13 protein-coding genes are annotated in these 12,749 nt (G+C 55.1%); 1 reads left to right on the top strand and 12 read right to left on the bottom strand.

What is annotated here, in order from left to right:
* Positions 1-157: 157 nt before the first annotated feature.
* The 12 genes from IEX36_RS14545 to IEX36_RS14600 all read right to left on the bottom strand — a co-directional run bounded on the left by IEX36_RS14545 (position 158) and on the right by IEX36_RS14600 (position 11,475).
* Positions 158-1,012, bottom strand: coding sequence for a 2,3,4,5-tetrahydropyridine-2,6-dicarboxylate N-succinyltransferase (locus IEX36_RS14545; RefSeq protein ID WP_188760281.1), 855 nt, complete (start codon positions 1,010-1,012; stop codon positions 158-160).
* A 31-nt stretch (positions 1,013-1,043) separates the two neighbouring features.
* The gene (gene dapA, locus IEX36_RS14550; protein ID WP_188760282.1) at positions 1,044-1,964 is read right to left on the bottom strand and encodes a 4-hydroxy-tetrahydrodipicolinate synthase; all 921 of its coding nucleotides are present in this window, start codon (positions 1,962-1,964) and stop codon (positions 1,044-1,046) included.
* Positions 1,965-2,017: 53 nt separating this feature from the next.
* Positions 2,018-3,295, bottom strand: a complete 1,278-nt coding sequence (locus tag IEX36_RS14555) for an aminopeptidase (RefSeq protein WP_188760283.1) — start codon at positions 3,293-3,295, stop codon at positions 2,018-2,020.
* Positions 3,296-3,313: 18 nt separating this feature from the next.
* Positions 3,314-3,997, bottom strand: coding sequence for a 4-hydroxy-tetrahydrodipicolinate reductase (locus IEX36_RS14560; protein WP_188760284.1), 684 nt, complete (start codon positions 3,995-3,997; stop codon positions 3,314-3,316).
* A gap of 11 nt (positions 3,998-4,008) precedes the next feature.
* Positions 4,009-5,412 (bottom strand): lysine-sensitive aspartokinase 3, encoded by a 1,404-nt coding sequence (lysC, locus tag IEX36_RS14565; RefSeq protein ID WP_188760359.1) that lies wholly within the window; start codon positions 5,410-5,412, stop codon positions 4,009-4,011.
* 26 nt (positions 5,413-5,438) lie between these two features.
* The gene (asd, locus tag IEX36_RS14570) at positions 5,439-6,548 is read right to left on the bottom strand and encodes an aspartate-semialdehyde dehydrogenase (RefSeq protein WP_188760285.1); all 1,110 of its coding nucleotides are present in this window, start codon (positions 6,546-6,548) and stop codon (positions 5,439-5,441) included.
* A 111-nt stretch (positions 6,549-6,659) separates the two neighbouring features.
* Complete coding sequence (locus IEX36_RS14575) at positions 6,660-7,013, bottom strand: hypothetical protein (RefSeq protein WP_229669032.1); 354 nt, start codon at positions 7,011-7,013, stop codon at positions 6,660-6,662.
* A 10-nt stretch (positions 7,014-7,023) separates the two neighbouring features.
* Entirely contained in the window at positions 7,024-7,815 is a 792-nt protein-coding gene (locus IEX36_RS14580) for a carboxypeptidase regulatory-like domain-containing protein (protein ID WP_229669033.1), read from the bottom strand.
* Between the two features lie 24 nt (positions 7,816-7,839).
* Positions 7,840-8,856 carry an isocitrate/isopropylmalate dehydrogenase family protein gene (locus IEX36_RS14585; protein WP_188760286.1) on the bottom strand — a complete coding sequence of 339 codons (1,017 nt, stop codon included), beginning with the start codon at positions 8,854-8,856 and terminating at the stop codon, positions 7,840-7,842.
* Between the two features lie 14 nt (positions 8,857-8,870).
* On the bottom strand, positions 8,871-9,347 hold the full coding sequence (nrdR, locus tag IEX36_RS14590) for a transcriptional regulator NrdR (RefSeq protein WP_188760287.1): 477 nt from the start codon (positions 9,345-9,347) through the stop codon (positions 8,871-8,873).
* A gap of 5 nt (positions 9,348-9,352) precedes the next feature.
* Positions 9,353-9,778 (bottom strand): ribosomal maturation YjgA family protein, encoded by a 426-nt coding sequence (locus IEX36_RS14595; RefSeq protein WP_188760288.1) that lies wholly within the window; start codon positions 9,776-9,778, stop codon positions 9,353-9,355.
* A 26-nt stretch (positions 9,779-9,804) separates the two neighbouring features.
* Entirely contained in the window at positions 9,805-11,475 is a 1,671-nt protein-coding gene (locus tag IEX36_RS14600) for an alpha/beta hydrolase-fold protein (RefSeq protein ID WP_229669034.1), read from the bottom strand.
* 229 nt (positions 11,476-11,704) lie between these two features.
* Here IEX36_RS14600 and era point away from each other — a divergent pair, with 229 nt between their 5' ends.
* Entirely contained in the window at positions 11,705-12,748 is a 1,044-nt protein-coding gene (gene era, locus IEX36_RS14605) for a GTPase Era (protein ID WP_188760290.1), read from the top strand.
* Position 12,749: the final 1 nt, after the last annotated feature.

The following is a 12,749-nucleotide window of genomic DNA, read 5'->3' on the forward strand; positions in this document are numbered from 1 at the left end:
TAGCGGGGCAAATCTTTGTAGTGCCCATGCGGGCAGCGTTGGCCTGCTACAGGCAGCATCATGGCTGGCTAGTCAACGCTAGAGGCGAATCTCGTCGCTGTCCTCCAGGAAAACCCAGGGCCGCAAAAGGCAATACTGAGGAACGCTACCTATTGTCTTAGCGCAGCAGATCTTCGAGTGCTGAGGAAAGCGCTGTTTTCTCGTCGCGGTATTTCACGATTACTGGTGTGGTGACGCTCAATCCCCACTCCTGCCCTTTACCCTTGGTGACGGAGCGGGACCCAGGAACTACGACAGCTCCCTCGGGAATCACCAGCGGCGACTCGTCTGAAGCTTTGTAGACTTCACCCTTGACCAAGTCATAAACCGGGGTTCCGCGCGTTAGGATCGTTCCAGCCGCCAGCACAGCCCGCTGGCGCACCACTGTGCCCTCGTAGACTCCAGTGTTGCCGCCAACCAGACAGTCGTCCTCGATGATGACTGGCGATGCATTTACCGGTTCCAGCACTCCGCCAATCTGTGCTGCCGCACTCAGATGCACGCGCTTGCCGATCTGCGCACAACTGCCTACCAACGCATGGGAATCTACCATTGTCCCTTCGTCCACATATGCGCCGACATTCACGTAGGCTGGCGGCATCACGACGACGCCCTTCGATACATACGCGCCAGCCCTTACGCTTGATCCTCCGGGTACTACTCGCACACCGTCGGAAGCTGAGAACCGCCGCGCAGGATACGTGGCCTTGTCTACGAACGAGAGGCTTTCTCCGCAGCCCATCTCGGCCAATTGTCCCAAGCGAAAGCCCAGCAATATTCCGCGTTTCACCCAGGCATTTACCCTCCAGCCAAGGGGCAGGGAAGCGTTCGGCTCCGCCGATCGCAAGGTTCCGGCCTCAAGTGCTGTTCGCAGTTCCAGAAATGCTGCTTCGGCGTCTTTATTGCCAACTGCTTCAGCGCCTTGCGCGAAAAAATGCTCAATTCGTTCCTGTAATGTCCCGTTCAAAGCCACAGAACCTTTCTCTTGTTGTTTGTTGGAAAAACTAGAACATCCGCAGATCTTCGCCCGTCGGTCCTACTCCGGCAAATAGCCCCAGTTCACCTATGATTCGTTCCAGCTTGCGTCGTGTGGATTCTGTTACCGGAACCATGGGAAGGCGGAGCACATCCTCTCCACGACCCAGCATAGCTAGCACAGCTTTCACTGGAGCAGGGCTCGGCTCCCAGAAGTGTGCCTGCATCAAACGGAAGAACTGGCGGTTGATGCGCCGTGCTGTAACCCAATCATTATCAAGGGCTGACCGAACCATCCGTGCCATCTGTGCAGGAACTGCATTCGATGCCACAGAGACCAATCCACTGCCACCCAGCGCCATCACAGGCAGCGCCAAACTGTCATCGCCGGCGAGCACTTTGAAGTGCCGTGGTACTGTCGTGATCAGTTCCGTGATCTGAGCAATGTTGCCGCTCGACTCCTTCACCCCGATAATGTTCTTGATCTCCGCCAACCGCAGAACAGTCGCAGGTTCGAGATTTGTGCCCGTTCGAGAAGGAATGTTGTAGAGCAGAATCGGTAGCTCTACTGCCTCGGCAATTGCCTTGAAGTGCTGATACTGCCCTTCCTGCCCTGGCTTGTTGTAGAAGGGGTTCGCGGTCAGGATGCCGGTCAATCCATGAATCTTAGCTAGCTTCCGCGCCCGTGCCACAGCCTCGTGCGTCGCGTTGTGCGTGCATCCGGCAAAGACGGGAACCCTGCCAGATGTGGCTCCAACGACGATCTCAACAACCCGCAGCCACTCCTGCTCTGTCAGGGTCGCGGCTTCGCCCGTCGTGCCGCATGGCACCAGGAACTCAATCCCGCTCTCAATTTGCCAGTTGACCAGCGCATGAAGCGCAGATTCAGCCACACTGCCATCTCTTCGGAAAGGAGTGACCAGTGCGGTCCCACAGCCCATCAGTTCCATAATGATTCAAAGTTTAGCATCGGTCATGCGGTGAATAATTGCACTGGCCGACGCTAGACCCATTCACCCTTTCGCATCAGCGGCTCGGCGGTTCCATCCGCACGAATGCCATCTACATCCATTGATCCTGAGCCGATCATCCAGTCCACGTGGATCAGACTGGAGTTTGCGCCATGAGCAGCCAATTCGTCGGTGCTCATTTTATCGCCACCGATTAGACAGGTTGAATATGCCTGACCCAGAGCAATGTGGCTCGCAGCATTCTCATCGAACAGCGTGTTCCAGTAGAGCAGGCCGCTCTGAGCAATTGGTGAGCCATGCGGCACCAGAGCTACCTCGCCTAGCCTGCGCGCCCCATCGTCCGCGCTGATTAGGCGATTCAACGCATCTTCTCCTGCTGTGGCCGTTGCTTCGACGATCTTTCCATTTTCAAATCGCACGACAATGTTTTCAATCAATGTTCCCTGGTGCGAGAGCGGCTTCGACGCGCGCACTCTGCCGTTCACGCGGTCTTTATGCGGAGTTGTAAAGCACTCCTCGGTAGGAATGTTTGGCTGGCAATAAACTCCGTTTCCGGCAGTCGTGCCACCCCCAGCCCATAGATGGTCATCCGCAAGCCCAACCGTAAGATCTGTGGCACCATCTTGCGATTTAAAGTGCAGCGCCGAATAGCGTTTCGCATTCAGCATCTCGACGCGTTTCTTCAGACGTTCGCCGTGTGTACGCCACTCAGCGACAGGATCGTCAACAGCAATGCGCGATGATACAAAAATGGCATCCCAGAGCTTTGCCATGGCAATGTTTTCGGGATCGTTTGGGAACACGAGCTTTGCCCACTCCGGAGTCGCGCAGGCCACAATTGTCCAATTGATCTCGTGACGCGTGATGAGTTCCATCGCGGGCTTGCTCGCCTTCGACATCGCTACATTTGCGCGTGCAACTTTCGCCGGGTCTTGCTTTGAGAGAAGCGCTGGATTCGCGCCAGCAATCGCCAGTCGCGCCGCTCCGCTTCTGAAGCCGTTGGCAATACCGTCCTGCAACCACACGGGAGCGAAATCAAAGCTCGCATCCTGTGCATGCTCGTAACGCGCGAGCACGCTAGGATCGTCTGAATAGAATGTCGTCACCAGCAGCGCTCCAGCCTTGTACGCGTGCCCAGTAATGCGCCGTACCAGCGGCAGCGCTTCGATGGGGGCAGACATAATCAGTTCTTGCCCCGAGCGCAAACCCAGGCCAACTTTCACTGCAACTTCGGCTAGTCGATCCAGCTTCTCTTCGAAGGTCAACTCGGCAAACTTCGTCTTTATCGCGACTGCTTCCATTACGCTCATGTTCAGGTCCCCTTCGCGCTACATTTGAGCAAATACGTCGCGGAAGTCGTAGCATCCTGTCCGCGTCGCGAGCCACTCTGCTGCGCGCACCGCACCTTCAGCAAAGCCGCGCCGCGAAAACGCCTCATGTGTCAACACTAACTTGTCTGCTCCGCTTCTAGCGTTCAGCGTATGCAGACCCATCACGTCTCCCTCGCGTTTTGCAGTAATCGGTACCTTGCCGCCTGTAGCCGATTCAACCGCCTCAGCAAGACTAATGGCTGTTCCTGACGGCGAATCAAGTTTGCCCACATGGTGCGATTCGTCGATAGAAAATGTGTACCCCGCGCTCTTAAGCGCCTCGCCCATCCTTTGAGCCAGTTGCAGCATGACCTGTACGCCGACGGAGAAGTTCGTTCCATAAAGCAGGCCAGCATGTTTACGCTCAGCCAAGCCGCGCATGTCGGCAAGATGCGAGTACCATCCCGTCGTGCCTACCACCATCTTCGCACCTGTCGCCAGGCAAGCGCGCATGTTGTGTATCACACCTTCGGGCGTTGTGAAGTCGATGACTACGTCGAACCCAGCCACAAATGGGGGAGTCAACGCCCTTGCTCCGGCATTCTCCTTGGCATCCAGCACACTGACGCTGTGGCCTCGCTCCCGAGCAATCTCGGCGACCAGCTTCCCCGTCTTGCCCATTCCAAGGATCAGTACCCGCATGGTTCGCCTTTCTATGCCTTGCCTGCCACCTGCATCCTTGCCGTAACGTCGAAGACCTTCTCGTCGGGGTCGGTGAAGAACTCTTTATGCAAACTCCTCACGGCTTCTTCCACGTCTTGTTCGTCGATCATAAAGCTCATGTTGATCTCGCTGGCCCCCTGCGAGATCATCCTCAGATTGACATGCCTTACCGCACCGAACACCCGGCCCGCGATGCCATTGTGACCACGAATATCCTCGCCTACCATGCAGATCAGAGCTTTGTTGCCCTCCATCTTTACATCGGCAATCTTGCCTAGCTCCTCGCAAATCTCAGGGAGTCGTTGCGTTGAGTCTACTGATAGCGAGATGCTTACCTCGCTGGTCGAGACCATGTCGATAGCGCATTTGTATTTGTCGAAGACATCGAAGACAGACTTCAGGTAGCCGTGCGTCATCAGCATCCGGCTGGCAACAATATCGATGATCGTCAGCCGCTTCTTCGCGGCAATACTCTTGAACGGGCTCGCGCACTTCACCGGTGTCGCCGTAATCTTCGTGCCTTCGTTCTCCGCATTACGCGAGTTCAGTACCCATACGGGTATGTTTTTCTGCACTGCTGGCAAGATTGTTGCCGGATGCAACACTTTCGCGCCAAAGTAGGCAAGCTCAGCCGCCTCCTCGAAACTGATCGTCTTCACCCGCAGCGCGTCTGGGCAAATGCGAGGATCGGTAGTCATGATGCCGTTCACATCAGTCCAGATCTCAATCGCTCCAGCGTGCAATCCGCCACCAACCAGCGCTGCAGTGTAGTCACTGCCGCCACGACCCAGTGTTGTCGTAATGCCGTCTGCGTTTGAGCCAATGAAGCCGCCCATCACTGGGGTCTTTCCCTCGGCAATCAGAGGCAGTACATGCTCGTGTAGCTTTGCCTCGATCGCAACCTCTTGGGGAGCAGCCTTACCGTAGGTTGAGTCCGTAATGATGCACATGCGCGCATCCACGTGTGCGCCATCCAATCCGCGCTGCTCAAACGCTGCCGCAACCATCCGACTTGAAAGTCGCTCGCCGAAGCTAACAACTAGATCGTTTGTCCGAGCCGTTAGTTCCCCAACCGCCGCGATGCCGCGCAGCAGATCATCCAGCGCATCGAACTCCAGATGAATTGTAGGATGCAGACGCGACGCGCGCTCCTCATCCAGCAGATCCGCGGCTGTGTCGATGTGCCGGTGCCGCAGCCGCGCACTGATGGCCAAAGCCCCAGCCTTATCGTCGCGTCCAGCGGCAGCCGCAGCTGCAATCAGATGGTCGGTGACCTTCGCCATAGCTGAGACGACTACCACCGCATTCAATCCGCGCTTACGTCGCCCAGCAACAATCGCGGCTGTGCGCTCCATGGCAACGGCGTCTTCGACGGATGTGCCGCCGAATTTCATCACTACTAGATTCTCTCTCGCGATGCTCAAGCCATCACCGCCTGTAGCTTCGCTTCTGTATTCACAGGCACGCCCAGCTTGTTCAACTGCCCAGTCCGCGCTAGTACTTCGGCATTCAGCAGGGCAGCCCCAGCTGCTCCGCGGATTGTGTTGTGCGAGAGCACGACAAACTTCCAGTCCAGCAGGCTGCACTCACGCAGCCGCCCGACGGTAGCGGTCATGCCGCGCCCACGCATCCTGTCCAGTCGCGGCTGAGGACGATCGACCGCGTCATCATACTCAACTGGCTGGTCAGGGGCCGTAGGCAGGTGTTGTCCTGACAGCGGTGCAAACTCACGCCAAGCCGCAAGTATTTCTTCACGCGTCGCCTTTTTGCGCAGCTTCACACTCACACACTCTGTATGCCCATCTTCCACGGCCACTCTGTTGCAGTGTGCGCTCACCTTCGCGTCGAGCATCTTGATGGAACTGCCGTCGACTTTGCCCAGCAGTTTGCCCACCTCTTCCTGCATCTTCTCTTCTTCGTTCTTGATAAATGGAACAACATTGCCCAGAATGTCCAGTGACGGCACGCCCGGATAGCCTGCCCCGCTGACTGCTTGCATCGTAGAGACAAACAGTCCCTCAATCCCAAAGCGCTCCTCGAGTGGCTTCAGCGCCAGCACAAGACCGATCGCACTGCAATTCGGATTCGTGACGATATACCCGCCGCGCTGTTTCCGCCAGCTCTGTGCGTTAATCAAAGCCAAGTGGTCTGCGTTCACCTCGGGTACCACGAGCGGTACATCTGCGGCCATACGGAACGCACTCGAGTTCGAGATGACTGCGCAGCCTGCGGCAGCAAACTTCGGCTCCAACTCGCGCGCAATATCTGCGTCGAGAGCGGCAAAGATAATCTTCGGTAACTCGCCCGTGCATCCTTCGGGCACATTCGGCTGCACTGTCATGGCGGCAATATGCTTCGGCAGCGGAGTGTCCAGTTTCCACTTGCAGGCTTCGCCATACGCTTTGCCGGCACTGCGATCGCTCGCCGCCAGCCACGCAATCTCAAACCACGGGTGATTGCTCAGAAGTTGAATGAAACGCTGTCCGACCATGCCGGTAGCGCCAAGAATCCCAACCTTACGCCGTTCCATATCTTTTAAGAATAACCGACCCACCCGAAACAGTCACATCCCTAGATCATGGCGCTGCGAATGATTCGCTATTCAATCTGGGCAGGGCCTAGAGGTTTTCGCAGCTTATGTTTAGCGATATCGTCGATGAGTTATCTTGTGCCCACCGCCTGCCCACACCAACAGTGCCACTATCAAGTGGATCACAAACCACAGGCTCAGTCCCTGATCGACGTAAATCAGAAACATTATCAGCACTCTGGGTAGAAATATGCCGAACAGCAGCGGAATGATGCCGTGAAGATGGAAGGGAACCAATCCGCCTTGAAACCAGGCAACGATCAATGCAATGCGAGGCAGAAATAGTGCAAATACCAAGAACCAAAGCGGCAGTTGATGCGTTGCGAGCGAGAGCGAGATCGTAAATTGTCGCTCTACCAGGCCAAGAAACGCTGTTCCGCTGCTCAGAAGTGCCGCAACCATCATACGAATCTCCTTACTTCATCAAATAAGTAAAGTCCGCTTTCGTGGTCTTCTGAGGAGCGACCGTGACCGTCATCGTCTGCTCGCCCAGCTTTTCGTGAACTGCTGCCAAAGTATACGTCCCCGCCGGCAGCCCTTTGATCTCAAAATGCCCATCAGCATCCGACACTGCATAATAAGGCGTCGCAGACACATTGATGAACGCGTTCATCCAAGGGTGATTGTTGCAGCGTACCGGCATCATCGCCTCGGGTTTGTCGAAGATTTTGCTGTCGGGCACTCCGTTCGCTCCCTGGGATATGTCTACAGTGGAATTGCCCTGCACATTCGGCATGATGTGGATGTTGTGCATGGTTCCGTCGGAGTTCTTGAACTCAACTGGCTCACCCTGCATCACTGCGATTACGTGAGGAACATATTTGCAGCCAATCTGGTCCAGCACCACAGGTACTGTGTTCGTTGCAGGCTGGGCCATCGCGGCTGCCGGGCCATCCTTGATGTAGATATAGACATTGGCCAGCTTGCCATCGTGGACTACGTATTGTTCGGCATAATTGTCGCCGCCCGTCATCGCACACACCGGATCCTGACTCATGTCAATCTTTAGCCGCTCCGGTGGTTTGCCCGTAAAGTGGATAGTTCCGCTTAGCGAGCCCAGAGTAGCTGGATCCAGTGGCGCAATTGCTTCAGATGCCTGCTGGGCCGGCTTGACGTTTTCTGTGGCTGGATTGCCAGCTTTCTTCTTGCATCCCGCGAACCCAAACACCATGCCTGCTGCTACAACCCAGCCCAGATACCGCTTCATCACCACTCCTGTTCTCTGTGTTAATCAACCCATCGCCGCAATAACTGCATCGGCGAACTCCTTCGTTCCGCTTGTGCCGCCGACATCCTTCGTCAGCGTCTTGCCCTCGCGGTAAACCTGCTCCAGTGCCGTCTGAATCTTCTCTGCCGTTGGCCCTTCGTTAATGTGATGCAGCATCAACACTGCACTTTGCAGAAGGGCAGTGGGGTTGGCGAGATTCTTCCCCGCAATGTCGGGGGCCGATCCATGCACTGCCTCAAAGATCGCGCATTCTGTCCCCAGGTTTGCTCCCGGAACCAGTCCCAGTCCACCCACAAACGCGCTGCACAGGTCGCTGATGATGTCGCCGTACAGGTTTTCTGTCAGAAGAATGTCGTACTGGTAAGGATTCATCACCAACTGCATACAGGCATTGTCCACAATATGCTCGGCATACAGTATCTCCGGGAAGCCTTCGGCTACTGCTCGACAGCAGCGCAGAAATAGCCCATCCGACAGCTTCATGATGTTCGCCTTGTGGATTGAGTGAACCTTCCTGCGGCCATGTTTGCGCGCATAGTCAAACGCAAACTGCGCAATCCTTGTCGAGCCTTTCTCCGTGATGATCTTCAACGCCTGCACCACGCCCGGCACGACTACATGTTCAAGGCCTGCATATAGGTCCTCCATGTTCTCGCGCACGATAATCAGGTCAATATCTGGATACTTCGTCTTCAACCCTGGCAGGCTCTTCACGGGGCGAAAGTTCGCAAACAGTTCAAATTTCTGCCGCAGCGTCACGTTGATGGAGGTGAACCCGCCTCCCACTGGCGTCGTCACCGGCCCCTTTAGCGCTACGCGCGTTGCTTCAATCGACTCGTATAGCGCCTTTGGGATGTATTCGCCTGTCTTTTCGAATGCCTCCGCACCCGCATTATGAGTGTGCCATTCGAACTTCACCCTAGTGGCCGCGCCTGCGGTTTCCACAATCTTAACTACTGCACCTGAAACCTCAGGCCCTATCCCATCGCCGGGAATCAACGTAATTTTGTGTGTCGTCATCGTTGCCTTTACTGCTACTTTCGCTTCTTCGTATCTTTGCCGCCGTTCAGTAACTCTTCCAACTCGGCCTTGAACTCGCGCACATCTTTGAAGTCGCGATACACGCTTGCAAACCGTATATAAGCCACCGTGTCAATGCTCTTAAGTCGCGTCATAATCAGTTCGCCAACCTCGCTTGTCGAGCGCTCACGCTCCGGCGAATCGACCACGAAAGCTTCTGTTTCATCGACGATCTGTTCGAGCTTCACGGCAGAAACGGGCCGTTTCTCACATGCATGAAGCAGTCCGCTCAGCACCTTCTGTCGATCAAACTTCTCCCGTCGCCCATCCTTCTTCACCACCATGTACGGAATTTCGTCGATTCGTTCGTAAGTGGTAAACCGCTTGTTGCAACCCTCGCACTCGCGCCGTCTGCGGATTGAATCCGCTTCTTTGCTCTCGCGTGAGTCAACCACTCGATCCTGGGTGAAACCACAGTAGGGACATTTCATGGGGGCTAGTTTGATTCTAGCAGCGCACTATCCACCTGGCGTCGAAGCACCACCGCGTCAAATACCGCGCCAGCCACAATTGCCAGCCAATATGCAACGATGTTACGCACAGAAAAGTACCGTCCCAAGAGGATGATTCCCGGCAGGCTGACGCGAAATGTATCAAGCCATGCCACGTGGTACAGCCTCGAAAGCTCGGTTACGGTCGCAATCGCCCCGGAGGTCAAGGCCAATCTGGTTACGTTGCTCTGTGGCCAAGCCAGCGCAAGTACCCAGTAAATCATCGCCGCCCATAGTGCTGATCCGGCATATTTCACCACAATCCATGGCAATCCTAGCGGAGCAAATCTTGCCGTAAGGCCTGCAATGGCTGTCAGGAAGGACACGATCAGATAGATTAACCTTCGATGTCGCGAGAGGTTTTTCTGCATCACGCAAATATCTTCTCAGTTGGAGGTCAGTATCGCCAGCTTGTTGTATCGGCGCCCGGTGGAGCCGTCTTCAGCATGTGCTCGGTCATCAGCGGCAGAACCCGCTGCGCCCAGGTAGCGGAGTTCTCCTGCATCGTATATTCGGTCGGTCCACCGGTGTAGCAATGTGGCTCGCCCGGCCCATATTGAAACGTTGCGTCCGAATGAGGGTTCCGCGTGTCTTCCAGCGTCTTCTGCAAGAGATGGACAGCGTTATTTAGAAAGTAGGTGTCGCCATCGCCTACAGCCAGGTGCAGCTTACCCTCGAGCTTCGGGCCTAGGGTCGGCCAATCCTTTTGCAGGATTGCCGTCAGATCGTAGTGATCGTGCCAGTACTCAACCACTTGTTTATTGATCGTGCCCATTAGTGGATCGATGACCTCGGCAGGATAGCCATCAGGACCAACTGGCGAGAAGACCGCTTGCCAGATATCCCATTGCTCGGTGGAGCGTCCGTGCGTGCCTAGCACATATTCAAAACGATACTCAGGCCTGGTGTTGGCAATGATACTGCCATCTGGCTTGCGATCAGCTGCAATAGGAATCTTCCCGAACGACCCCTGCCGATAAAATGCGTTGGAGTCGTCATACAAATCGACATTCTGGTACGCGTGGAAATCGACCGGATCGGGGCAGGCTGTATATGTTCCGTTATAGCTGTCCGGGTAAAAAATCTGTGTAGCCAGCGATTCCCACCCCCCCGTCGAACCGCCATAAGTTGCCCGCGCCCAACCTTGTCCGATGCCACGATATGTCTTCTCTATATATGGAATCAGTTCATCATTAATAGCTGAGCCATAAGGTCCCACGTTGGCAGAATCGACTGCATACGAGTCGTCATAGTACGGATTAGCGTGCTGCACGTAAAGGATAATGACCCGCGGTAGCCTTCCTGAAACCCAATCCTGATAGAACTTATAGCCGTACTGCTCGCGCATCTTTTCCCGTCCTTGTGCGCCAGGCTTTGGTGGAGTGGTAAGAAATGGTAGTGGCGCGCCAAAACCTGCATGGTAGTGATCCTGGTACACCACTAGTGGGTAGTGTGCGTTCGGATGTTCGTCGAACCCATCTGGTAGTAATACCCAGGCGCCTAGGTACATATCGCGTCCCCAGAACTTACTGAGCTTCCCGCTCTTGAATCGGACGTACTTTAGCCACTTTGCTGCTGGACTCGTCGCGGCGATGTGCTCTGGATCCTCGTCGGTGCCCGCAATCGTCGGAATCACCTTGTCGAGCGTGACCCGGATTGGCGTGCTTGACTTCGGGTCAATATGCAGTTTGACCGGTGCGTTGTATGGATTGCCCGGCTTCGAATACCAATGCTGCCCTTCGCCCTTGTCCGGCGGCAGCCAAAGATTGCGTCCATCCTCTAGATGAAACTGCTCGTAGACGTTGAAGACTGCCTGCACAAGATAGTCACCAGCCGGAACTGCCGCGAGGTTTTCGAGCGGATAGCCGACTGTCCTCTCGTCAATAACAATCGGCTGGTTCGGCGAAGCTCCATCCACATCCACGCCAAACCCCTGTGCCGACCAGTAATCCTCATTCAACTGGAATCGTGGCTCTTCTTCAGCATGATGCCCCTGTGGCTTCGCATCGGGCTTCGTCATGACCAGAATCAGATGTCCGTGCAGCGGAGTCTTAGAGGGGACTGTCACTTCAATTCGAAGTTGAGCTTGTGCTATGAATGTGATGGGAAAAAATAAAGCGGCTGCGAGAAAAGCAGATCGGTGCATGAGCGAATCAGCTCCTTGCTTGGTATCAGTACCCGCGCCAGTGTAAACGACTAGACGACGGGAGAAGAGGATTTCAATGTATTCATGAGTTTTGTGGATGACTTGATGAAGCCGTGAGATGAAATAGCGATGGCAGCGCATAATAAAGGCAATGGCACTTCGCTCTGGTTTCGTCTCCATCATCGGCCGTCCCAACGCGGGCAAGTCTACGCTGCTGAACGCTCTGCTTGGCCAGAAGCTGGCCATCGTCACTCATAAACCGCAGACGACCCGTACCCGCATCCATGGGGTGCTAGAAGTTCGACTGAAGAAGAACACAAAAGACGAACCTGGTCATCCGGCCGCGCAGATTGTCCTGGTGGACACGCCTGGCGTACATAAACCCACAACACAACTAGACCGCCGTATGATGCAGGAGGTGCATGATGCACTGGAATCACGCGATGCCGTGCTGTTTCTAGTAGATGTTACGCACCGGTTGGCAAAGAAATCAGCGAGCGGTGAGGCAAAAGCCACAGGCAGGATGTCCATGTCGCAAGCGGAAGACGACTTTGCCCTCTCACTCGTGAAGAAGCTGGAATGCCCGGTCATTCTTGTGCTTAACAAAATCGACGCAGTCAAAAAAGAAGAAATGCTGCCGCTTATTGCGCATTGGAGTGCTTTGCACACCTTTGCCGATGTGATTCCAATCTCCGCTCGAAAGAAGCAAGGGCTGGGCTTATTGCTTGAAAAGATCGTTGGGCAGCTGAAGGAGGGTCAGCGATACTTTCCGAAACATCAACTGACCGATCAACCTGAGCGCTTTCTGGTTGCCGAGATCATCCGTGAAAAGATTCTGCTGTTGACAGGCGAAGAAGTTCCTTATGCAACAGCGGTCGTAATCGAACGTTATGAGGAACCGTCCTCACTAAAGAAGTCACGTGATGGAAAGCTGCCAGTTACTAAGATATCCGCAGCAATTTACTGCGAGCGAGTTGGTCAGAAGGCGATTTTGATTGGCAAGAGCGGCGAAATGCTGAAGCGCATCGGAACTGCAGCGCGTAAGGAGATCGAAGAGCTGCTGGGCACGCGCGTATTCTTGGAACTCTTTGTCAAAGTACAAGAGGAGTGGCGTTCGAATCGCGTCTTCGTCGAAGACCTTGATTGGAGGCGGCAGCTTGAACAGATCGCAGCTAAGCAGGCGGAAGAGGAGTAGT

This window comes from Edaphobacter acidisoli, from assembly GCF_014642855.1.
In the GTDB taxonomy this organism is placed as follows: domain Bacteria; phylum Acidobacteriota; class Terriglobia; order Terriglobales; family Acidobacteriaceae; genus Edaphobacter; species Edaphobacter acidisoli.

Bases quoted from the DNA above. Each gene is read 5' to 3' on its own strand.
- dapA (WP_188760282.1), bottom strand. From the start codon at position 1,964: ATGGAACTGATGGGCTGTGGGACCGCACTGGTCACTCCTTTCCGAAGA.
- IEX36_RS14555 (WP_188760283.1), bottom strand. From the start codon at position 3,295: ATGAGCGTAATGGAAGCAGTCGCGATAAAGACGAAGTTTGCCGAGTTG.
- IEX36_RS14560 (WP_188760284.1), bottom strand. From the start codon at position 3,997: ATGCGGGTACTGATCCTTGGAATGGGCAAGACGGGGAAGCTGGTCGCC.
- lysC (WP_188760359.1), bottom strand. From the start codon at position 5,412: ATGAAATTCGGCGGCACATCCGTCGAAGACGCCGTTGCCATGGAGCGC.
- asd (WP_188760285.1), bottom strand. From the start codon at position 6,548: ATGGAACGGCGTAAGGTTGGGATTCTTGGCGCTACCGGCATGGTCGGA.
- IEX36_RS14575 (WP_229669032.1), bottom strand. From the start codon at position 7,013: ATGATGGTTGCGGCACTTCTGAGCAGCGGAACAGCGTTTCTTGGCCTG.
- IEX36_RS14580 (WP_229669033.1), bottom strand. From the start codon at position 7,815: ATGAAGCGGTATCTGGGCTGGGTTGTAGCAGCAGGCATGGTGTTTGGG.
- IEX36_RS14585 (WP_188760286.1), bottom strand. From the start codon at position 8,856: ATGACGACACACAAAATTACGTTGATTCCCGGCGATGGGATAGGGCCT.
- nrdR (WP_188760287.1), bottom strand. From the start codon at position 9,347: ATGAAATGTCCCTACTGTGGTTTCACCCAGGATCGAGTGGTTGACTCA.
- IEX36_RS14595 (WP_188760288.1), bottom strand. From the start codon at position 9,778: ATGCAGAAAAACCTCTCGCGACATCGAAGGTTAATCTATCTGATCGTG.
- era (WP_188760290.1), top strand. From the start codon at position 11,705: ATGGCACTTCGCTCTGGTTTCGTCTCCATCATCGGCCGTCCCAACGCG.